Source organism: Mobiluncus holmesii ATCC 35242, assembly GCF_000185445.1.
Lineage (GTDB): Bacteria > Actinomycetota > Actinomycetes > Actinomycetales > Actinomycetaceae > Mobiluncus > Mobiluncus curtisii.
In genome coordinates this window covers 94,195-115,142 of the sequence record NZ_GL622346.1, presented here as the reverse complement: position 1 = coordinate 115,142, position 20,948 = coordinate 94,195, and the positions used below count along the sequence as shown (strand labels likewise).

The window sequence follows — 20,948 nt, the reverse complement described above, 5'->3', positions numbered from 1 at the left end:
TTTGTAAAATGGAGAATGACAGCCAACCCTTTCACGATTGATTCCGGTGCCACCGTACCGGACGCTATCGAACTGATGCAGACACACGGCATCACAAAACTGCCGGTATTGCGTGACGGCAAGCTGTGTGGCGTAGTGTCACAGTTAGACCTCAACCGAGCTCTTCCCTCTGACGCGACTTCCCTGTCTTTTGGCGAAGTGGCCTACCTGTTGTCCAAACTGAAAATCTATAAGATCATGCGAAAGAATCCTCCCACCATCGTGCCCGACGCCATGCTGGAGGAAGCCGCCATCCTCATGCGCGATACTAAAGTTGAGATTCTGCCGGTCCTGGATGAGGGCAAGGTCGTGGGGGTGATTACCGAATCAGACGTCCTCGATGCGTTTATCGACATTAACGGGGCGCGAGAGCCCGGAACCCGCCTGGTCATTGAGGCTGATGACCAGCCAGGGGTGATGAGCCGCCTGGCTGGGGTCACTGAGGAGTTGGAGACCAACATTACCCATATCGCGGTGTACCGCACCGGGATGGAGAGCTCTTTTGTACTTTTGGGCGTAAACACCGTGAATACCGCCGATCTGGAAGATGCGTTCACGAAAGCCGGATTCCAGGTGCGTTACGTCCTCAGACGCTAAAACTTCGTTCATCTCCAAATCCCTCCCTACCCCGTCAATGCCTTTCTTGGCGGGGTAGGGTCTGGTTCACAAGTGCGGGGGTGCCGGTACCCGGTCGAAGTACCGAGATGAGTGGTTTCAGGGAGGTTATCTGACGATGATTCCCTGCGGCGCCACCGGCAATTCTCGCGGTTTCCAGCCCAAATGTTCGAGGTCTTGGCGCGTGGCGGGATCCAGATGGTCGAAAACTATTACCGTTGGTCCGGCACCGCTAATGGCGGCAGGAGTGCCGGCGGCGCGCAGCCGATCAACCATCTCTAAGGATTGAGGCATCCCTTCACGTCGATATTCCTGGTGCAGCCGATCCTCGGTGGCAAAAAACAGCAATTCGGGGTGTTGCGCCAAGGCTAACGGCAGCAGTGCGGCACGCCCCGCGTTAAAAGCCGCGTCTCGATGCGGAACTGATTCAGGCAGCAGCCCGCGAGCCTGCGACGTCGCTAGTTCAAATTCTGGAATCAGCACGGTCAGACGCACTTGCGGGGAAACTTCAAATTGTTGCGCGTAAGCTCGCGGCGTGACCTGACCAGCACTGGGTTCCATCCAGCCCACGACGGCTCCCCCGTAGACCGCTGGAGCAGCATTGTCAGGATGACCTTCCATCTGGACGGCGAGCTGAAAAATCGCCTCGGTGTCCAAGGCTCCCGGCTCCAGCAACGCTCCGGCAGCTGCCAGACCGGAAACTAGCGCTGCGGAGGACGAACCCAGACCGCGACCGTGCGGGACCCGATTCACGCAATGCATTTCAATCCCGATTTGGGAAGCCCCCACAGATTCCAGACCAGCTCGCAGCGCCTGCACCACCATATTGGTGTCGTCCTCGGGAACTTTGCCGGCGCCTTCTCCTTCCACGGTGACGTGGGTCGCCCCGGTAGTGGCTCGCACCCTAATTTCATCGCGCAGTTCGAGGGCAATTCCTAAAGCATCAAATCCCGGTCCCAGATTAGCCGAGGAGGCAGGCACGCTGACCGTTACTTCGTCACGCACAAAATTCATGGCAATTCCTTAGGTTCGATGGTTTTGCGCTGGGTCGGGGGCACGACACTGACCGGGCGAGGACGGTGGTATTACAGACCGAGTTCCCGCACTGCCGCCTGCAGGCTAGGTGCAATTACGGGCGGAGTCATGTTACCTTTAGCTTCCATCGCGGTGGCAGTATCTTTCAAGCCGTTGCCGGTAAGAGTGCAAACAATGCGAACCCCACCAGGCACTTTGCCCTGCTCAGCTAATGCCAACAGGCCCGCTACCGGGGCAGCGCTGGCAGGCTCACAAAACACGCCGACTTCCGCGGCGATAATGGACTGCGCTTGCATAATGGCGGCATCGCTGACGGCGGTAATCAAGCCTCCGGAGTCGTCGCGTGCTGCGGTGGCGTAGTCCCAAGACGCTGGGTTGCCAATTCGTATCGCGGTGGCGATAGTTTCCGGATTCTCAATGGGGTGTCCCGCCACGAAAGGCGCGGCTCCGTTGGCTTGAATCCCCCACATTTGCGGCAGCTTGGTGGTTTGCGGTTTCAGTTTCTGGGCGGAATCCTCAATTGAGGATGCCACTTTCCGTCCGAAATACTCGTTATATCCCATCCAATAGGCGCTGATATTTCCGGCGTTGCCCACTGGCAGGCAGTGAATATCCGGGGCATCACCCAAGGCATCGCAGATTTCAAAAGCGGCAGTTTTTTGTCCTTGCAAACGGTAAGGATTTATCGAATTGACCAAATCCACCGGGTACTTTTCCGTCAGCTCCCTGGTGATTCGCAAGCAGTCGTCAAAGTTTCCATCCACGGCAATCAGCTTCGCTCCGTGCATCACCGCCTGCGCCAGCTTACCTAGGGCAATCTTTCCGGCAGGCAAAATGACTGCGCATCCTACTCCTGCCGCGACCGAGTACGCCGCCGCAGATGCGGAGGTGTTGCCGGTGGAAGCGCAAGCGACCATCTGTGTACCAGCTGCTTTCACCTTTGTCATGGCCATGGTCATGCCCCGGTCTTTGAACGAACCGGTGGGATTAGCGCCCTCAAATTTCACATAAACTTCGGTACCAGTGGTGTCTACACCAGCTTTATCGCTCAGGGCACCGATGCGTTGTTCCACCCGGCGCGCCCGAATCAAGGGAGTATTGCCCTCAAACAGAGTCACGACGGGGTCGCTTGGTTCCAGGGGAAGTCGATTCCGGTATTCTTCCAGCAGACCGCTCCACATCTGTGCCATGTTTGGTTGCTCCTTAATCGTGGTTTCGATAACTTCAACAGTTTTTGCCCCCGACGGTGCCGGTTTAGGCACGAAAATTCTCGAGGCTACTATTGGTCTTGCTCGATGGACATTTCTGAGGCGATTTTATGCACTATTGGTGATTTCGCCAAAGCGGCAGTAATTCCATCATGCTGAGAATTCTGTGCCCGGTGGGTCGAAATGACTAACGTCGCTTCGTCGGGAACCGTCTCGGTCGGAGACTGAGTCAAAGACGCGATGGAGACTCCGCCCGCAGCATAAATTTTTGCAATCTCTGCCATCATCTCAATCCGGTCGGCGACCTCCAAACGAACCTGACGGCGGGTTTCTACCCGTCCCGGTTCACAGATTGGCAAGGCTGCGTACACACTTTCGCGGGGAGCGTGCCCTCCTGAGACCAGGTGATTAGCGCCTGCCACCACGTCGGACAATACCGCGGAGGCAGTGGGAGCACCACCCGCGCCCGCCCCGTAGAACATGAGCCGACCGGCAAACTCGGTTTCTAAAACTATGGCGTTGTAGGGTCCAGTGATACTCGCTAGGGGGTGGCTCTGGGGAACCAGGGTCGGCTCCACCCCGAGGGCGATTTGTTCCTCTCCCTCCACGATGACCCTTTCGGCGCGAGCCAGCAGTTTCACCGCGTAGCCGGATTCTGTAGCCTGTTTAATGTCTTGCGCACTGACCTCGGTAATCCCTTTCACGGGGACATCTTCCAGATTCACCCGGGTGTGGAAAGCGAGGGACGCCAGGATGGCGCACTTGGCTGCCGCATCACGACCGCCCACGTCCGCGCTGGGATCCGCCTCGGCATAGCCAAGCTCTTGAGCCTGATGCAGGGCCTGTTCATATGACCAGCCATGGGTTGTCATCTGATCAAGGATGTAGTTGGTGGTGCCGTTGACGATACCTAAAACTTTGTTGATGCGATCCCCCGTCAGGGATTCCCGCAGCCCATAAACCACCGGAACCGCCCCCGCCACCGCGGCTTCAAAATACAAATTCGCGTCGGTGCGAGCAGCGGTCTCATAAAGCTCCGGACCGTACTGCGCGAGCACTGCCTTGTTGCCGGTCACCACGGTTTTACCAGCTTCTAAGGCTTTCAACATGGCACTACGCGCTGGTTCCAGACCTCCCATCAGTTCGATGACCAGGTCTGCGGAGTTGATAACTGCGTCAATATCGGTGGTCAACAGACTCTGGTCCAGCCCCTCCCGAACCTTGCTAGTGTCCCGCACTGCCACTGCGCTGAGCACGAGGTTCGCTCCCGCTCGTGCCGCAAGTTCCTGCTGTTGGTCGTGCAAGATGCGCGCAACCTGCAGCCCCACCGTACCCGCACCCAGCAACCCAATTTTGACGTCTTGTTTTTGCGCCATCGTTATCTCCCTCTCGGCGTTCCTTTACCCCTTCACTGTATCAGCAGGGTGGTCGTCTAAAAACTTGCGGTAGTGCAGGTCAAGAGGAGCCAGGTGTAACCGTGCTGGATTAACAGCCGCCAAATCCACCGTGAGTTCCTTCCTGACGTGGCGCAGCTGGGTCGAGAAAAACGGTGCCACTCACATCCGTTCGGGGGCGGTCACACCCAACAAATCCAAGCCGTTGCGCAGGACTTGACCAACAGCATTGTTCAGCGCCAGCAGCGCTGCATGTTCGGCAGTCACCGGTTCATCACCAGCGGGTGTAACACGGCGCTTACCGTACCAAGTGTGGTATGCCCCCGATAGGTTTTCCAAGTACCGCGGCACCAGATGCGTGGCATTTTCAGCTGCAGCGGTCGCCACGACGGAGGGGAATTGTGCCAAGACGCCGATAAGTGCCGCGTCTGCCGGGTCTCGGAGTTCCTCTGGCGCGAAGCCATCAGCACAAGAAACCCCATGTGCAGCAGCGTTCTTTGCCACATTCGAGGTGCGGGCATGTGCATATTGGACATAGTAAACCGGATTTTCGTTGGTATGTGAAGCTAGCACATCAAGGTCGATAGCCAACTGGGTGTCCATCGAGGAACGCACCAAAGCGTAACGAGCCGCATCAACGCCGACTGCTTCGACGAAGTCCTCCAGGGTCACGATGTCTCCCGCACGCTTACTCATACGCACCGGTTCACCGTCCTTAAACAGGTTCACCAGCTGTCCGATGATAATCTGCATGTTCACGCCGGGCTTATCACCGTAAGCAGCACACATTGCCATCATGCGCCCGACATAGCCATGATGATCGGCGCCGAGCAGGAATACGGCGCGATCCGCTCCGCGGCGACGCTTATCCTGATAGTAGGCCACGTCGGAGGCGAAATAAGAGGCGTTGCCGTCGGACTTGATAACCACGCGGTCTTTGTCATCTCCGTGTTTGGTCGTCAGCAGCCAAGTTGCGCCGTCCTTTTCGATGACCTCGCCACGTTCGCGTAAGTAATCCAATGCCTTGGTGACCGCCCCGGTCTCATAAAGGGAATTCTCGTGAAAGAACACATCGAACTCGGTGCGGAAGCCACGCAGCGATTCTTTAATCTCGTCGAACATCAACTCAACGCCGTGAGATCGGAAGTATTCCTGGGCGGCTTCATCGTCAAGGGTCGCCGGGTCTGGATCCCCCGCTGCTTTAGCTTCAGCTTGAACCTTGGCAGCAATGTCAGCGATGTATTGCCCGCCGTATCCGTCTTCGGGGGTTTCCTGACCGCGAGCCGCTGCCAGCAGGGAAATGGCAAAGCGGTCAATCTGGCTGCCGTGGTCATTAAAGTAATACTCACGAGTGACTTTTGCCCCGCTGAATTTGTACAAGCGAGCTAAGGAATCCCCTACTGCTGCCCAGCGCGCGCCGCCAATGTGCAGCGGTCCAGTCGGGTTAGCGGAAACATATTCCAGGTTGATATGAACCCCTTTGAGACCTTCACCGTGCCCGTAATCGTTACCGGAGGCGAGGATGTCAGCCACCAAAGCACCAGCCGCCCCGGCCTCCAAACGGATATTGATGAACCCCGGACCGGCGACTTCTGCTGAGGACACCCCGTCAATCTGGGCAATGGCAGAAGCAAAGATTTCCGCCAGTTCTCGGGGGTTCTTGCCTACAGATTTGCCCAGCTGCAAGGCGATATTAGTCGCCCAATCTCCGTGGTCGCGGTTCTTGGGTCGCTCCACACGCATTTTTTCGGCCAAGACGCCGTCTGCCAAAACGATATTATTTTCCGCCGCCGCAGTGCTAAGTTGCGCAATTATGCGCTGAGTTAATTCTTCTGGAGTCACCCCTCAAGCCTAACGTTTCGCCATTAGCACAGCAAAATTAGCAATTCATGAGGGGATAGAAAGTTCGAGATACTACGGTTTTGCACATGCGTCACCCCAGATTCAGCGCCCCGGATGGGATTCGAACCCATGACCTTTTGCTCCGGAGGCAAACACTCTATCCACTGAGCTACCGGGGCATACTGTAATCAGTTTCAACAGTTTACCGCTTTGTTTCCAGAAGGTAAATTTTAGCCCCCCATACCCAACATTAACAGCACCAAAAGTCCCAGGTTCAGGGCGACGATTAAGGCAGCGACCACGATGTTAATAGCCAGCAACCATTTGGGATCAGCAAAGGATCCCATGATGGTCTTTTTTGACGTATAGATGACCAGGGGTAGCAATGCGAAAGGAATTCCCAGAGACAGCAGAGCTTGGCTGAGTACCAGTGCCCAAGTGGGATTAAAGCCGAGCGCCAAAATAGCTAATCCCGGTATCAAAGTCACCACGCGCCGCGCCAGTAATGGAACGCGAACGTGGAGCAAACCTGACATAATTTCCGCCCCGGCATATGCCCCCACCGAGGTAGAAGCTAATCCTGAAGCCAGCAACCCTACCGCAAATACCGTTGCTACCCCACCGCCGAGGGCGATAGCTATGACGTGATAAGCACCCTCGATAGTGTCGGTGTCTGTCTGACCGGTTCCGGGACCGCGCAATGCAGCGGCAGCCAGCAGCACCAGGGCAATGTTGACCGAACCAGCCACCAGCAGCGCCCAGAACACATCCAGTTTTGTCGCCCGGATGAGCCTGCGCTTCTGATCATCCGGATGCTCTGAGCCGTGACGATCTTTGGTCAATGAGGAATGCAGATAAATCGCGTGGGGCATCACCGTGGCTCCCAGCATCGAGGCAGCTACCAATACTGATTCTGCATTGGGGAATGTCGGTCGCAGTCCCGCTACGGCAGCCTGCCAGGAGGGGGGAGCCACCACCAGTCCTCCCACGAATCCCAGAGTAATGACCAGGAGCAGAGCTATAATGACCCGCTCAAACACAATCTGACCGGACGTATTTTGTAAAAACAGCATCCCCAAAGACACCACACCGATTATCAATCCGCCTACCAGCAACGGGGTCCCGAACAACAGGTTAAGCGCAATAGCCCCACCAATGACTTCCGCCAAATCGGTGGCACCAGCCACGATTTCAGCTTGAATCCAAAAGGCAATCCGCCCCGGTCGTCGTAAACGGTCACCGAGGACCTGCGGGAGAGACCGACCGGTTACTATGCCAAATTTCGCACTCTCATATTGCACCAGCATGGCCATCAAGTTAGCCAGTACCAGCACCCACACCAGTGTGTATCCATAGCGTGCTCCGGCAGTAATGTTGGCGGCTACGTTGCCTGGATCCACGTAGGCGACGGCGGCCACGAAAGCCGGTCCCATCAAGGCAACCAGAGACTTTTGAGAAGTTTTTGGATTGTCGTGGAAATGCGTCATGACTACACCCTACGTAAAACTCTCAAATCACGAAATCCCCAACACGAAACACGGGGAACACGAGAGAGCTAGGCTTCGGTATCCAAGGCTCGCCCCACCGAGCCATTGCCCAGCATGGCACGCATGGAGGTGAAAGTAGCAATGCGATCATGCTGGCTCAGAGGTTGCGGACAACGCATCAGAAGCTGTTGATTTTGGGAATGCGCAGTTGTGGCAGAAGCCTGATTAATTCGCGATTCAGCCAAGGTTAAAGCAAACAGAGAGGCGGAATCAGCACCGGGTTCAATGACTTCGCCAGTGACGGATTTAATCAGATCGCGATCACCACTAGAAAGATGGGACAACACCCACTGAGTGTGTTCATCGACAACGGTCTGGGCACCTTGCAGAGCATCACTGCTTTGGCGCTGCTTAGCGACCACGGCGGCTAAACGAACTGCCGAGCGCTGCTGTTCCATTGCCTAACCTTTCTCTGGAATTCCGCTGACATCAGTAATCTACCAGTAACTTTCTCCAGCTCCAAGGTAATTTTTAGCTTTCTCCGATATTTATTTCAGAATTCATTAAGTATCCCTTGATATTGCAACAATTTTTGCCGGCTGGCAGGAAGCTTCCTCAATGCCCGTTTTGGGCTAATGTACTAACAATATCGGTGTAAATCCCATCAACGCCAAGGGAAACTAGGCGTCGATACGAGGCAAGATCATTCACGGTCCACACATACACGGGACAGCCCAGAGCGTGCGCTGCTGCCACGAACCGCGGGGTCACGATTCTCATCCCCGGAACGCTTTCGGGTACCGCCAACGCGCAGTGAAAATCTCTGCAGAGGCGCGGGACTATGCCGAAGCGGTAAAGGCGTTCTAAATAGCGTTTCTCCGCCAACCCCGACACTACGCGACGGGTGTCAGATTCGAGCCGCCGCGCTGCCCCGCTTTCCCCTTCCGAGGAAAAGATTGTTTCCCAGGGAATTTCTATACCGCGAATCTTCGGGTGGACGGGTCGGACCAAGCCAGCCGCGGCTCCCCCTAAAAGTCGCGCAATATCCCGCGCTCCCGGCAAATATCCGCACCCCGGTCCCAGGTATCGAGCCATTTTCCAAACACGCCGGGCAGAAAAGGACGCTAGAGCGAGACGCCCCAAATCCTGACGCCCCTGTAAGACGCGGAGTGCACCGGGCACGACCGCGTCGGTTTTAGCATCAATGTTCAAGTAAATGTTGGGGTATCGATCCAGGAATTCTTCCAGGCTGAAAGGCTGCTCGCCGTTAGGCAGCTGATGCCGGCACAGCTCCGCCCACGAAACTTCGGCAATAGCGATTTCCCCGTCCGCCGCGTGCCACAGCGGGTCGTGACTAATAACGGGAACCCCGTCGGTAGTGGCGTGAATATCAGTTTCCAACCCGGAAACCGCGCTGCAAGAAACAGCCCAATCAAAGGCAGCTCGTGAATTTTCCGGAACCGGACACCCTAAAGCTGCGCTAGCAGAAACTGCCGATCCGCGGTGAGCCAAGAGTACGGGTCGACGGCGTGAAACGGGGAAGACAGCTGCGGGTCGCAAAATCAAGCGTGCTTCTAGGAACAAATCTGGTTGATGAACCTAGCGCCATGACGCTTCATCCAGCCCATAGGTTCGACGGATTCCTTGTCGGCGTTACGAATTTCAAAGTGCAAGTGCGGTCCAGTAGAGCGTCCGGTCGAACCTACCCCGGCGATGACATCTCCAGCTTTAACCTCGTCGCCCTGGTGCACGTAAATACCATTGCTATACATATGCAAATAACGGGAATAGTACACTTCTCCGTCCTGAACATGCTTGATGGTAATTACACCAGTGGAACCCTGCATTCCTGCATCCATCACAATTCCGTCAGCTACCGCATAGATATTCGTGCCGGTGGGTGCCGACAAGTCAACGCCCTCATGCAACAACCTCGTCCCGGTCACCGGGTTGACTCGCATTCCCCAGGGGGAAGTGAACGTATAGCTTCCCGCCGATAACGGCCACAGCAAAAGCTTTTCTTCCGGAGCGGCAGAAGCATCACCGTTCGCCGATCCCTGCGCCGCGCACTGTCCCAGTGCGGAGGCTTCCACCACTCGAGAACGCGAGCTGGCGGGGACCGCGTTTAAGTCGGAGTCATAATCAGTAGCGCCACTAGCTTTCGCTACGACGGAGAGCAAAGTCTGATTGGTGCTGAATTCAAAATTCGGCGAGGCGATGGACAAATTGGGGGAAACCATCCCAGATAGCGGAGCTACCACGGTAATAGCCGAAACTACGCCCAGCAATACCAAGCGCGGGGCGTTAAAAATTTGTGCTTCTTTACTGATACGCGCGGACTGAGTACGATTACGCAGTTCACGTGCTTCCCGACGGGTGCGAGGCCTTTCGGTTTCCAAGGGTCACCTTCCGACTTTGGATAACAACTAGAACTCAAGTTTATAACAACTAGATAACGATTTGCAATCAAAAGCGCTCATCAATTTTCACTTTAGTAACATTTGTTAACACGAAATGACTTTTTCCGAAAATTACCTGAAAGAATCTTGGATTTTTGGTATCAATGGTGCCGCCCGTAGCTACACGTGCTCAGAGTAAATCCCGGACTTCACCCACCAGTTCTTCCAAAATATCCTCTAAAAAGACCACTCCAATCACCGTTTCCGGATTCTCCGGATTGACCACCCCCGCCAGGTGCGTGCCTTGCTTTTGCATCACGCGCAGCGCATCCTCCACTTCCATCTGCGGCGTCACGGTAATTAACGAGCGAATCCGCCAGGGTTCCAACGGGTTCTCACGTAATCCTTTATCTACCGCAATGACATCTTTGATGTGCAAGTATCCGACAATGTTTCCGGTTTCATCAATAATCGGGATACGCGAAAACCCGGAACGCGCCATGGTTTTTTCCGCCTCTACGGGCGTGATATCCGCTGGCAACATCACCAATTGTTCCAAACCGACCATCACTCCGGACACCACTTCGGCAGAAAATTCCAGCGTCCCGGAAAGCAGACCCAGGTCGTCCTCCAAAACCCCTTCCTCGCGGGATTTTTCAACGATTGAGGACATTTCCTCGACCGTGAAACTCACCCCAACCTCATGTTGCGGTTCCAAACCAAACAACCTCACCACCGAGTTCGCAAATCGGTTCATTGCTCTAATAACCGGACGCAGTGCCCTTTCCATCGCCACCATCGGGGGTGAATAGAGCAAAATGAGGCGGGTATGGGCGGAAACCGAGGTATATTTTGGAATCATCTCCCCGACAACCACATGCAGATACAAGACAATCAGCAGAGCCAGAAGGATAGCAAAAGAATGGGCACTGACCGGTGGCAGCCCCAGACGCAACGCTATCGGCAGCAACAGATGCGCGATAGCCGGTTCAGCCACCACTCCCAATCCGGTAGATGCCAGCGTAATTCCCAGCTGACAAACCGCCAGCATCTCGGAAACATTTTCTACCGCAATCATTGCGGAAGCTGCCCCGCGTTTCCCCTGTTTCACCAGGGGCTCAATCTCAGCTTTCCGGGAAGCCGTGAACGCGAATTCTGCACCCACAAAGAAAGCATTGATAGCCAGAAGCAACACCATAAAGATTAAAGAGACCCAATCATTCATGAGCCACCTCCGCAGAATCTGCCTGCTCGTCAGGGGTCGGATTGCGGGTGATACGGACCCGGTCAATACGTCGACCGTCCATTTGCTCGACGCGTAAAAGATATCCGTTGACCAGGACTGTCTCCCCCTGCGAGGGAACGTGTCCCAGTTCAGTCATAATCAGCCCCCCCAAGGTTTCATAGGGACCTTCATCGGGCAGTTCCACTTTGGTTTGAATCAACAGCTCATCGGGACGTATCAGCCCTGGAACCAACCACTCGTCTTCCACCGGATGATTAATCCCGGCAGCGTGCTGATCGTGTTCATCCGCGACTTCGCCCACAATTTCTTCAACCGCGTCCTCCAGGGTCACGATGCCGGAAGTACCCCCGTATTCATCGACCACTACCGCCGTTTGACTACCCGCGTCGCGCAGCAGCACCATCAAATCCGCCAGCCCCATCGTTTCCGGGACTCTGGGAACTTCATACATTAGTGATGACGAGGTGACCACGACTTCACTGCGGCGTTCAAAAGGAACGGATACTGCCCGACGCAGATTGGCGAATCCCAGAATGTCGTCCAAACCGTTCGGTCCGACCACGGGGAAACGAGAGTGCCCAGTTTCCCGCGCTTTCTCGATGAGGTCATCTGCCGAGTCATTCTGAGACAAATAGTGCACCCGACCGCGGTCGGTCATCACATCTTTCGCTGCCAGACCAGAAATATGCACCGAACGGGTGAACAGGGAAGCGGTAGATAAATCCAATACCCCTTCCTCCGCGCTTTGGCGCACCATTGCCACGAGCTCCTGAGCTGAATGCGCGCCCGAGAGCTCTTCCACGACTTCCACGCCCATCCGATTCAACACGAAGTTTGCCGAAGACCGCAGCACCACGATGAGCGGCTTGAAAACAGAAGTGAACGCCCGCTGGGGACGCACCACGAAAGCCGCGGTTTTCAGGGGGTCCGCCAGCGCCAGGTTCTTGGGGATGAGCTCACCAAAGACCATGGAATACAGGTTTGTGAGAATGAGGGCGACTACTGCCCCCAGCGCCGTGGCGGCAGCCAAAGCCATCCCGGTGTGTCCCAATCCGCGTGTCACCAGGTTTGCGATGGCTTTTTGAGTGGTGTAACCCACCATGATTGTGGACAGGGTAATGCCTACCTGAGTGCCGGACAACTGGGTAGACAGATTAGAGATTGAGTTTTTCACAAGGGCGGCCCGCTTGTCTCCGTTAGCCGCTCGCCCCGCAACTCTGGCAGGGTCGACCGCTAGGAAAGCAAACTCGGTGGCAACAAAAAATGCGGTAACCAAAGTCAGAATCAGTCCCACTGCCACCAACAACCAGTCAGCCACAACAGGACTCAACTGACCCACCGCCCTGGTGCACCCTCAGCAAAAACCGAGGGGGGACAATCGAATCGATACTGGTGTACCGAGGTACGTGAGGAAAACACAGGAAATCGCGAGGTGTCTTGCAGTTTAACCACCGTGCTTATTTGCCAGCCTTGGCGGCGCGGGCGATTTCGCGACGAGCCTTCAGAGAAGGCTGTCCGTTACCGTCAGCCAGAACCATGCCCAAGCCTCCCGCCAGCGAACCACCAGCGACCAAGCCGCGCGTGTAGTCCCTGCGTTCCGCTGTGGATTTCGCTGCCCAAACTGGATTATTTACCACGCTGATGGGAAGGTTTACCACTGCCAAAATGAGGGCACAAATCCGGGGAGATTTCCCCAGGGCTAGACCCAGCGCAGTCACCGCCGTAGCAGCCCCAGCCAAGCGCGACAACAATTTCGCGTCCGAAGTCAAAATGGGAGGCAGCCCCACCTTTTCCAAAGTCGGCTCCATCTTTCGAAAACGTTCCACGTGGTCGTCGGGGTTGAGCAACGCGTCGAGTCCATCATGAATGAACACCGCCGCCAGCAGCGGACGCGAGATAAAACGCAGCAAAGTCCTCATAACACTATTGTCCTCATTTTTTAGAACAGTTTGCATCTTTTCGAAACGTATTGGGCGACGCGGAATAAAAACCACCCGTTATGGTTATAACAGGCGTGGGACGAACTTTGGAAAAATCTCTCGCCAGACCCGCTCGAGCCAGGGGCGCGATAAATCGACTCCCATCTGTCTCCCCTGCGCTCTGCGCGCTAGACTGGGCACCGATGAGCGAAAAAATAAACTCTGCACCCCCGCACGAGACGCGATCCATAACGGAACAGCGCTTCGAGACGGAAGTCATGCCGTTTTTAAATCAGCTCTATTCCGGTGCCCTGCGGCTGACTCGAAATCCACATGACGCCGAGGACCTGGTCCAAGAAACCTTCTTGAAAGCCTTTCGGAGTTTCGATTCTTTTCAAGAGGGAACGAATCTGTTGGCGTGGCTCTATCGCATCATGACCAACACTTTCATTAATTCCTATCGCAAGGATCAGCGTCGCCCCCGCACGGAAACTATGGCTGAGATTACGGATTACCAGCTGTCTCAAGATGACTCCAATCGTGAATCTCGTTCCGCGGAATCTCTGGCCTTGGACCGTTTGGGCACCCAGGATATTCTCGATGCCCTCGACGCTTTGCCTGATGAATACCGCGAAGCGGTGTACCTGGCCGACGTGGAAGGTCTGGCTTACAAAGAAATCGCGGAAATCCTTGATATTCCCTCCGGGACGGTCATGTCTCGTCTGCACCGCGGGCGAGCGAAACTACGGAAAATGCTGAGGGAGCGTGTGGAAGCTGAGGTGCAAATGTCATGAATTTTAAAGAAAACTTTCCCTCCCGCACACCGGATTCCTCCGGATGCGGCTGTGACAGTGAGTGCGACTGCGACTGTGAAACCGTGACGCAAAATATGCGTGAAATCATGAACGGCGAGATGGACTTGCCCTTGGCGCAGCGTTTCCACGATCATCTGCGACACTGCCCGGATTGCCACGAGGAATCCTTGTGGGTGGAGCGTTACATCACCTTACTGCGCCAGTCTTGCCGGTGCGAAGCTCCAGTAGAACTGCGGGAACGTATCATGATAGAGATTCGTAAGATTGGATAGCTACGCGCCACCTCCACCGCTCCCCCGCAGCCGCGGGTTTGCGGGAAGGCTGGGAATGTGTGAAAATAGGCAGGTTGATTACAAACTTCAGAAGGAGGCTGTTATGTCGAAACGCGGTCGCAAGCGTCGGGCGCGGTCCAAGAGTGCCGCTAATCACGGCAAACGCCCCAATGCTTAAAGCTTGAACGGCGGGTGCGGGTAAGTGAAAGCTTCCCGCACCCGCAGCGTTTTTATCCAGCTCGAAATACAGGGTTCCCCGGAAGCGTTCGTTTCTTCCGGGGAACCCTGTTATTGCTGTTTAGCGGGCAAAAGCACGCGACACCAGGTCGGCGGCCTGTTTCTTGTGTACAGACGCCAAGCCGGTGGAGGGGGCTGCCATCGCGGGGCGGGACACCACGCGAATGGGACGGTCGCCGATGAAGGCATCCTGGTGCATCTTTAGGAAGGTCCAGACGCCCTGATTTTCTGGTTCGTCCTGTATCCATACCAGTTCAGCGTTGGGGTGCTGTGCCAAAATCGGCTTCAGGTCCTCGTGCAGCGGGTAGTACTGTTCCAAACGCACGATTGCGGTGGTTTTATCCCCGGTCTTGGCACGTTCGGCTGCCAGGTCGTAATACAGCCGACCAGTGCAAATCAGCACGCGGGTCACCGCATTGGGATCCAGATTTCCCTGGTCAGCAATGACCCGTTGGAACCGACCGGTAGTGAAATCTTGCACCGAAGATACCGCCGCTTTCAAACGCAGCAGCTGCTTGGGGGTAAAGACCACCAGCGGGGTCCGCGGTCGACGATAAGCCTGCTCACGCAACATATGGAAATGGTTAGCCGGAGTGGAGGGCTGGACAATCCACATATTGTCTTGGGCAGCCAGACTCAACCAACGTTCGATACGCGCCGAGGAATGGTCTGGTCCCTGTCCCTCAAAACCGTGGGGCAGCAACAGCACCAGCGAGGAGTGCTGGTGCCATTTCTGTTGCGCCGAACAGATGAACTCGTCAATCATAGTTTGACCGCCGAATGAGAAGTCGCCGAACTGTGCTTCCCAGATGGTGAGAGCTTCCGGGCGCTCCACCGAATAGCCGTACTCAAAGCCCATCGGCGCGTACTCGGACAAGGATGAGTCATAAATCATGAACTTGCCCTGTTTGTCGCTTAAGAATTCCAGTGGGGTCCATTCCTCACCGGTGGAGAAATCGTGAGCAACTGCATGACGCTGCACGAAAGTCGCCCGACGAGCGTCTTCACCGGACATGCGGATGGGGGCGCCCTCCATCAGAATCGACCCGAACGCCAATAACTCACCAAAGCCCCAATCAATGTTGCCTTCACGAGACATCCGCTGACGCTTTTCGTAGAGCTTTTTAATCTTGGGATGCATGTTGAATCCTTCAGGGTAATCCACATGGGCATCCCCGATGGCTTCCACTACATACTGCGGAATGGCTGAGGTCCAAGCAATCATGTCATCAGACTGGTCCGTCTGCGCAGCGGGCAGGTTCCAATCCCAGTCATTTCCGCCCTGTTCACCCTGACGCGTCGGGGTATAGCCCTTTTCCTTAGTCTCTTCAAAAATCTTTTCCAGCTTCTGATGGTAATCCTCTACCGCCGCTTGGGCTTCCGCATCTGAGAGATCGCCACGACCAATCAGGTTGTTAATGTAAACCGTGCGGGTAGTCGGATGAGAATCAATCAGGTGGTACATCACCGGCTGGGTCATTGACGGATCGTCGCCCTCGTTATGTCCGCGGCGACGGTAACAAATCAGGTCAATAATGACATCCTTGTGGAACTTTTGCTGGAAACGGTAAGCCAAACCAGCCACCCGCGTGACCATCTCTGGATCATCAGCGTTCACGTGGAAAATTGGCACTTGCAAGCCCTTAGCCAAATCCGTGCAATAGTTCGTGGAACGGGCATTGGTCGGGGAAGTCGTGAAACCAATTTGGTTATTCACAATGATGTGTATCGTCCCGCCAGTGGTGTAAGCCTTAAGTTGACTCATGTTCAGAGTCTCATAGACGACTCCCTGACCGATGAAAGCCGCATCACCGTGAATCAGCACGGGCAGGTAACCGTAGTCGCCTTCGATACCGACTTTATCCTGCTGCGCTCGAACAATGCCCTGGACCACCGGGTCTACAGCCTCTAGGTGGGAGGGGTTAGCCGCAATATAGACGCTGGTGGTCTTGCCTTCATAGGACTCGTAGATAGACTCGGTGCCCAAGTGATATTTCACGTCCCCGGAACCTTGCACCGAACCAGGGTTCATGTTGCCTTCGAACTCGGCGAAAATCTGGTTGTTGGTTTTGCCGGCCACATTCACCAGCATGTTCAACCGTCCACGGTGTGCCATCCCGATGGTCACCCCTGCCAAGCCATCATGGGCAGCATCGTCCATGATTCTCAGCATCAGGGGAATCAGGGATTCACCGCCTTCCAAGCTGAAGCGCTTTTGACCCACATACTTGGTCTGCAAAAAGTCCTCAAAAGCCTGCGCCGCATTCAAGCGGTTCATGATGGCGTGACGGACTTCTTTGCTGGGCGGCTCATAAGGTTGCTCAATTTCTTGTTGCATCCACGCGCGCTGTTCGGGGTCCTGGATATGCATATATTCAATGCCCGCGGTACGGGTGTAGGTATCGCGCATTTGGGTCAAAATGTCGCGCAGCTTCATGCTGACATTGTGCTTGCCACCCAGTCTTCCCACCGGGAAATAGAGATCCAAATCCCAGATGGAAAGCCCATAGGCATCGAGTTTCAAATCTGGGTGCCGACGGACCCGATAATCCAGGGGATCCACATCCGCAATCAAGTGTCCGCGGGAACGGTAAGCGTGAATAAACCGTGCAATCCGCGTGTCTTTGGACAGTTCCCCTTCTCCGGTGTACTCGTTGTTACGCGCCCAGCTGAAAGGCTCATAAGGAACTTTCATGGAATCAAAGACGCGTTCATAGAATCCATCCTCGCCTTTGAGCTTCTTTTCGATTACTCCCAGGAAAGTGCCGGACAAGGCTCCCTGGATGACTCGGTGATCATAGGTGGAGGACATGTGCATAATCTTGCCAACCCCGGCTTGAGCCAGCTGTTCTTCGGAAGCCCCGGCCCATTCTGCCGGGTAATTTGTCGCTCCTACCCCGATGATGCAACCTTGCCCCTGCACCAAACGAGGCGATGACATGAGGGTTCCCAGAGTCCCCGGATTTGTCAGTGTCACCGTGCAACCGGAATAATCTTCCATTCCCAGTTTGCCGTCACGAGCTTTTTTCACGAGTTCTTCGTAAGCGCGGACGAATTCTTCAAAAGAGAGGGTGTCGGCGTTGTGTACGACCGGCGTGACCAACAGTCGCGAACCGTCGTCTTTGGGCAGGTCAATTGCCAGCCCGAAACCAACGTGAGCGAAATGGTCAACGTAAGGTTTACCGTCTTCCAGGCGATAACGCACATTGACATCGGGAGTTTCCACCAGAGCTTCCACGATGGCGTAGCCAATCAAGTGAGTAAAGGACACTTTACCGCCACGGGTCCGCTTCAGGTGGTCATTAATTTGGGCACGGTTCTCAATCAACACTTTCGCCGGAATCTGGCGGTAAGACGTCGCTGTCGGCACGGACAGCGACGCATCCATATTTTTCGCAATTGCGGCGGAGATGCCCTTCAACCGTTCTGAATGATCCTCCCCCTTAACGACGGACTTTGCCGCATCATAGTGCTGCTTTGCCACCATTGCGGCATAGGGAGAAGTCGGTGGGTGTACCACCGAACGTGGCAGCGGAGGTCGGTCGGAGTGCTGGGCATCAAGTCCGGCAGGTCGGGATTCTTTACTGTGTTTTGTGATTTCGTTGCTATCCGTGAGTTCGGAGGTGGCGCTGGCAGCTGCTCCCGGCAGTAATCCCAAGCTTTCCATCTGTTGAAAATACGATTGCCATTCGAGAGGAACTGAATTTTTATCGGCAAGGTATTGGGCGTGAAGCTGTGCGATGACTTCTTCGGAGGGTGAATTATTCGACGACTGTGTCTGGGCCACTATATTTTCCCTTTCAAGGTCATTGGAAATATTTTTCCATGGTGCTCCTAATTTAGGACTTTTAGCCTAGAGATTTCACCTTATTTTTCAGACCTTGACAAAGATTTACGATAGTTCGAGTTAACTTTGGTGTTTTACGGACTTTCCCTTTTCAGTAAGCGGAAGGAACCTCACGCAAAAGGCTTCGGAAGGACGCCAAACGCAGCGCCAGTTCCGGGTGCTCATCCAACAGACAATCTGGGGCATCTGCGGCATGTGCACAGCCTCGCGGACAGTCCTGAGCTATCGCGTAAAGTTCTGTAAATCCGCGCAACAGTCCCGCCGCATCGACGTGCGCCAAGCCAAAGGAACGCACTCCGGGAGTGTCGATGAGCCACCCTTGTGAACCGATTGGTAAAGCAACCGCCGAGGTCGAAGTATGCCGCCCCTTGCCAGTTACCTCGTTCACTTCTCCGGTCGCCCGATTTGCGCCCGGCACCAGCGCATTCACCAAGGTAGATTTTCCGACCCCGGAGTGTCCCAACAGGACAGTGACTTCACCCTGCAACTGTTGGTGAAGTTCCTGTAACTGTGGGGCACAAGGTCGGGGCGCCAGGTGGGAGGGATGAGTTTCGACAGGCGAGGGCACCGGAGCGGTAGCTTCATAAAGGTTCCTGTTTAGGGTAAACACTTTAATGCCGACGGCTTCATAGTCTGCAATCAGCGCCGGGACGGAATCCAAATCTGTTTTTGTTACCGCCAGCAGTGGGGTGACTTTCGCGTCCAAAGCCGACACTATGGCGCGGTCAATCATGCCACGTTTCGGTTCCGGGTCACGGGCGGCAACCACAATTAGCATCTGGGTGGCGTTGGCGACGATGAGTTTTTCGCGCGCCCCGACCTCAGATTCGTCAAAGCTGCGACGCAGCACAGTTTGACGTTCCTCCAAGGTGACGATACGTGCCAAAGTATCGGGAGTGCCGGAGGTATCCCCCTCCAATCCGACCCAATCCCCCACGATGACACCCTTGCGTCCCAACGCTCGCGCCTTCACCGCTTGCACCATACAGTTGGCGCTAATTGCTACCGTGAACCGACCCCGGTCAACTGCCACAACCATTCCGGGCACAGCGTGTGCAAAGCTGGGACGTTTCTTGGTACGGGGGCGACTGCCTTTTCCCGGACGCACGTGTACTCGTGGATCATCCGTGCCAATGTCGCGGCGGCTCAAGAGGCTGCTCCCAACAGGCGTTCCCACATTGTTGTGAAATCAGGCAGGGTTTTGGTGGTGGCACCAATATCATCGATTTGTACCGGATAGTACAATCCGAGGAGCGCACCAAAAGTCGCTAACCGATGATCCTGATAGCTGCGCAGCAACAGCGGCTCCGCATCAATCGTCGGGGTATCACGCCACGAGGGAGTTACGGGTTTCCCGGTAATCACAAGGTCGTCCTCCGGGGTGATTTCACAAGAAATTCCGATTGCGGTGAGTTCGGCGCGCAGCGCCTCGAGACGATCTGTTTCATGTCCTCGCAGGTGATGCAGACCTCGGAGGTGAGAAGTTCCCTCCGCAAAAGCTGCCAGGGCTGCCACGGTGGGAACCAACTCCCCTACGGCACTCAAATCTGCGTCTAGCGGTTGTAACGGTCCTGGTCGGGAAACCGTCAGCACCCCGCAGTTCCACTCCACGCGCAGACCCATTAAGGGCAAAATTTGCAGCCACGCCGCCCCCGCCTGCATGGTTTTCGCCGGCCAAGCCGGAACAGAAATCCGCCCCCCGGCAATGCCCACCAGAGCTAAGAATGGTCCCGCATTGGACAAATCTGGCTCAATAAAGACATCCTGACCAAAGACCGGCTCTGAGACCACGTTCCAAAAGGGCTTACCATCATCGGATAAACCTTGTTCCACCGTAATCCCGTGCTGCGACAGACACTGCATGGTCATCTCAATATGTGGCAGTGAGGGCAATGCCACAGTTTTGGAACGAATGGTACAACCGTCGGGAAGCAGTGGTGCCGCCAGCAGCAGCGCCGAAATAAATTGCGAGGAGGCTGTGGCATCTACGGTAACTTCCGCGCCGAGGCGTTCCGCTGGAGGATAAATCGTATAGGGGAACACGTCCCCATCCGGGGACTCATACTCAATGCGGGCACCCAACTGGACCAGGGCATCCAAAAGGGGGCGCATCGGTCGAGCATTAGCTTGGGAATCAGCCACGAATCGCACCGCACGCCCCAATGCCACCGCCAAGGCGGGAATAAAACGCATGACGGTTCCAGCCAGACCGCAATCCACCGTAATGGGAGCCCCACCCGAGGGGCCGCCCGAAGCATCTTGTGCAGGAGCACCAGTCCACAGTTGTGGCAAAGGCTTAATTTGTACCGGTTGGTCCACGACTGGAGGCCACGGCGCAATAACTGCCCCCAACGAGCGTAGCGCTTGCACCATCAGGTCTGTATCTCGAGCAAACAGAACTCCCGTAAGATTAGCCTCAGCATCACCGATGGCGCTGAGCAACAATTCTCTGGCGCTCAAAGACTTTGAACCGGGCAACCGCACTGCACCAAAAACGGGACCACGCGCGCGGGGAGCCGACCAAACTGCTGCTTGCATAAGTTCAGCTTAATGGAAAAATCGCGCCGTTGACCGTTTCGCAGCGCGACACGGG

General features: G+C 55.4%; 19 protein-coding genes and 1 tRNA gene. 4 read left to right on the top strand and 16 right to left on the bottom strand.

The window, feature by feature from the left end:
* Window positions 1–15: 15 nt before the first annotated feature.
* A complete protein-coding gene (locus HMPREF0576_RS00495) occupies window positions 16–636 on the top strand; it encodes a CBS and ACT domain-containing protein (RefSeq protein ID WP_245527279.1) in 621 nt (206 codons plus the stop codon).
* 126 nt (window positions 637–762) lie between these two features.
* On the opposite strand, the gene thrB is transcribed toward HMPREF0576_RS00495, so the two are convergent.
* From thrB to HMPREF0576_RS00435, 13 genes are all read right to left on the bottom strand, one after another.
* Window positions 763–1,668, bottom strand: coding sequence for a homoserine kinase (gene thrB, locus HMPREF0576_RS00490; RefSeq protein WP_004010296.1), 906 nt, complete (start codon window positions 1,666–1,668; stop codon window positions 763–765).
* 71 nt (window positions 1,669–1,739) lie between these two features.
* Window positions 1,740–2,879 carry a threonine synthase gene (gene thrC, locus HMPREF0576_RS00485; protein WP_036324452.1) on the bottom strand — a complete coding sequence of 380 codons (1,140 nt, stop codon included), beginning with the start codon at window positions 2,877–2,879 and terminating at the stop codon, window positions 1,740–1,742.
* An 89-nt stretch (window positions 2,880–2,968) separates the two neighbouring features.
* Window positions 2,969–4,273: a homoserine dehydrogenase gene (locus HMPREF0576_RS00480; RefSeq protein WP_004008384.1), complete on the bottom strand. Its 1,305-nt coding sequence runs from the start codon at window positions 4,271–4,273 to the stop codon at window positions 2,969–2,971.
* 24 nt (window positions 4,274–4,297) lie between these two features.
* Window positions 4,298–4,453 (bottom strand): hypothetical protein, encoded by a 156-nt coding sequence (locus HMPREF0576_RS09355; protein ID WP_004008385.1) that lies wholly within the window; start codon window positions 4,451–4,453, stop codon window positions 4,298–4,300.
* Window positions 4,454–6,133, bottom strand: a complete 1,680-nt coding sequence (gene argS, locus HMPREF0576_RS00475) for an arginine--tRNA ligase (RefSeq protein ID WP_004008386.1) — start codon at window positions 6,131–6,133, stop codon at window positions 4,454–4,456.
* A gap of 106 nt (window positions 6,134–6,239) precedes the next feature.
* A tRNA-Arg gene (locus HMPREF0576_RS00470) sits at window positions 6,240–6,312 on the bottom strand.
* 51 nt (window positions 6,313–6,363) lie between these two features.
* The gene (locus HMPREF0576_RS00465; RefSeq protein ID WP_004008387.1) at window positions 6,364–7,620 is read right to left on the bottom strand and encodes an Nramp family divalent metal transporter; all 1,257 of its coding nucleotides are present in this window, start codon (window positions 7,618–7,620) and stop codon (window positions 6,364–6,366) included.
* Window positions 7,621–7,688: 68 nt separating this feature from the next.
* Window positions 7,689–8,078: a hypothetical protein gene (locus HMPREF0576_RS00460; protein WP_004010294.1), complete on the bottom strand. Its 390-nt coding sequence runs from the start codon at window positions 8,076–8,078 to the stop codon at window positions 7,689–7,691.
* A gap of 157 nt (window positions 8,079–8,235) precedes the next feature.
* On the bottom strand, window positions 8,236–9,186 hold the full coding sequence (locus tag HMPREF0576_RS00455; RefSeq protein ID WP_004010293.1) for a glycerophosphodiester phosphodiesterase family protein: 951 nt from the start codon (window positions 9,184–9,186) through the stop codon (window positions 8,236–8,238).
* 8 nt (window positions 9,187–9,194) lie between these two features.
* Complete coding sequence (locus HMPREF0576_RS00450; RefSeq protein ID WP_004008390.1) at window positions 9,195–10,019, bottom strand: M23 family metallopeptidase; 825 nt, start codon at window positions 10,017–10,019, stop codon at window positions 9,195–9,197.
* A gap of 190 nt (window positions 10,020–10,209) precedes the next feature.
* Entirely contained in the window at window positions 10,210–11,244 is a 1,035-nt protein-coding gene (locus HMPREF0576_RS00445; RefSeq protein ID WP_004010292.1) for a hemolysin family protein, read from the bottom strand.
* On the bottom strand, window positions 11,237–12,604 hold the full coding sequence (locus HMPREF0576_RS00440) for a hemolysin family protein (RefSeq protein ID WP_004010291.1): 1,368 nt from the start codon (window positions 12,602–12,604) through the stop codon (window positions 11,237–11,239). Before HMPREF0576_RS00440 ends, HMPREF0576_RS00445 begins: the two co-directional genes overlap by 8 nt.
* 118 nt (window positions 12,605–12,722) lie before the next feature.
* Window positions 12,723–13,220, bottom strand: coding sequence for a DoxX family protein (locus tag HMPREF0576_RS00435; protein WP_004008393.1), 498 nt, complete (start codon window positions 13,218–13,220; stop codon window positions 12,723–12,725).
* 167 nt (window positions 13,221–13,387) lie between these two features.
* Here HMPREF0576_RS00435 and HMPREF0576_RS00430 point away from each other — a divergent pair, with 167 nt between their 5' ends.
* The 3 genes from HMPREF0576_RS00430 to HMPREF0576_RS09635 all read left to right on the top strand — a co-directional run bounded on the left by HMPREF0576_RS00430 (window position 13,388) and on the right by HMPREF0576_RS09635 (window position 14,449).
* The gene (locus HMPREF0576_RS00430) at window positions 13,388–13,978 is read left to right on the top strand and encodes a sigma-70 family RNA polymerase sigma factor (RefSeq protein ID WP_004008394.1); all 591 of its coding nucleotides are present in this window, start codon (window positions 13,388–13,390) and stop codon (window positions 13,976–13,978) included.
* Window positions 13,975–14,271 carry a zf-HC2 domain-containing protein gene (locus tag HMPREF0576_RS00425; protein ID WP_004008395.1) on the top strand — a complete coding sequence of 99 codons (297 nt, stop codon included), beginning with the start codon at window positions 13,975–13,977 and terminating at the stop codon, window positions 14,269–14,271. The genes HMPREF0576_RS00430 and HMPREF0576_RS00425 overlap by 4 nt, the downstream gene beginning before the upstream one ends.
* A 103-nt stretch (window positions 14,272–14,374) precedes the next feature.
* A complete protein-coding gene (locus HMPREF0576_RS09635; RefSeq protein ID WP_370446369.1) occupies window positions 14,375–14,449 on the top strand; it encodes a 50S ribosomal protein bL37 in 75 nt (24 codons plus the stop codon).
* A 120-nt stretch (window positions 14,450–14,569) separates the two neighbouring features.
* Here the strand turns inward: HMPREF0576_RS09635 and HMPREF0576_RS00420 are convergent, their stop codons facing one another.
* The 3 genes from HMPREF0576_RS00420 to aroA all read right to left on the bottom strand — a co-directional run bounded on the left by HMPREF0576_RS00420 (window position 14,570) and on the right by aroA (window position 20,893).
* Window positions 14,570–18,295 (bottom strand): multifunctional oxoglutarate decarboxylase/oxoglutarate dehydrogenase thiamine pyrophosphate-binding subunit/dihydrolipoyllysine-residue succinyltransferase subunit, encoded by a 3,726-nt coding sequence (locus tag HMPREF0576_RS00420; protein ID WP_004010290.1) that lies wholly within the window; start codon window positions 18,293–18,295, stop codon window positions 14,570–14,572.
* 151 nt (window positions 18,296–18,446) lie between these two features.
* Window positions 18,447–19,505: a ribosome small subunit-dependent GTPase A gene (gene rsgA / locus HMPREF0576_RS00415; protein WP_004010289.1), complete on the bottom strand. Its 1,059-nt coding sequence runs from the start codon at window positions 19,503–19,505 to the stop codon at window positions 18,447–18,449.
* Entirely contained in the window at window positions 19,502–20,893 is a 1,392-nt protein-coding gene (gene aroA, locus HMPREF0576_RS00410; RefSeq protein ID WP_004010288.1) for a 3-phosphoshikimate 1-carboxyvinyltransferase, read from the bottom strand. The genes rsgA and aroA overlap by 4 nt, the downstream gene beginning before the upstream one ends.
* Between the last annotated feature and the right edge of the window lie 55 nt (window positions 20,894–20,948).

Bases quoted from the DNA above. Each gene is read 5' to 3' on its own strand.
- HMPREF0576_RS00495 (WP_245527279.1), top strand. From the start codon at position 16: ATGACAGCCAACCCTTTCACGATTGATTCCGGTGCCACCGTACCGGAC.
- thrB (WP_004010296.1), bottom strand. From the start codon at position 1,668: ATGAATTTTGTGCGTGACGAAGTAACGGTCAGCGTGCCTGCCTCCTCG.
- thrC (WP_036324452.1), bottom strand. From the start codon at position 2,879: ATGGCACAGATGTGGAGCGGTCTGCTGGAAGAATACCGGAATCGACTT.
- HMPREF0576_RS00480 (WP_004008384.1), bottom strand. From the start codon at position 4,273: ATGGCGCAAAAACAAGACGTCAAAATTGGGTTGCTGGGTGCGGGTACG.
- HMPREF0576_RS00465 (WP_004008387.1), bottom strand. From the start codon at position 7,620: ATGACGCATTTCCACGACAATCCAAAAACTTCTCAAAAGTCTCTGGTT.
- HMPREF0576_RS00460 (WP_004010294.1), bottom strand. From the start codon at position 8,078: ATGGAACAGCAGCGCTCGGCAGTTCGTTTAGCCGCCGTGGTCGCTAAG.
- HMPREF0576_RS00445 (WP_004010292.1), bottom strand. From the start codon at position 11,244: ATGAATGATTGGGTCTCTTTAATCTTTATGGTGTTGCTTCTGGCTATC.
- HMPREF0576_RS00435 (WP_004008393.1), bottom strand. From the start codon at position 13,220: ATGCAAACTGTTCTAAAAAATGAGGACAATAGTGTTATGAGGACTTTG.
- HMPREF0576_RS00430 (WP_004008394.1), top strand. From the start codon at position 13,388: ATGAGCGAAAAAATAAACTCTGCACCCCCGCACGAGACGCGATCCATA.
- HMPREF0576_RS00425 (WP_004008395.1), top strand. From the start codon at position 13,975: ATGAATTTTAAAGAAAACTTTCCCTCCCGCACACCGGATTCCTCCGGA.
- aroA (WP_004010288.1), bottom strand. From the start codon at position 20,893: ATGCAAGCAGCAGTTTGGTCGGCTCCCCGCGCGCGTGGTCCCGTTTTT.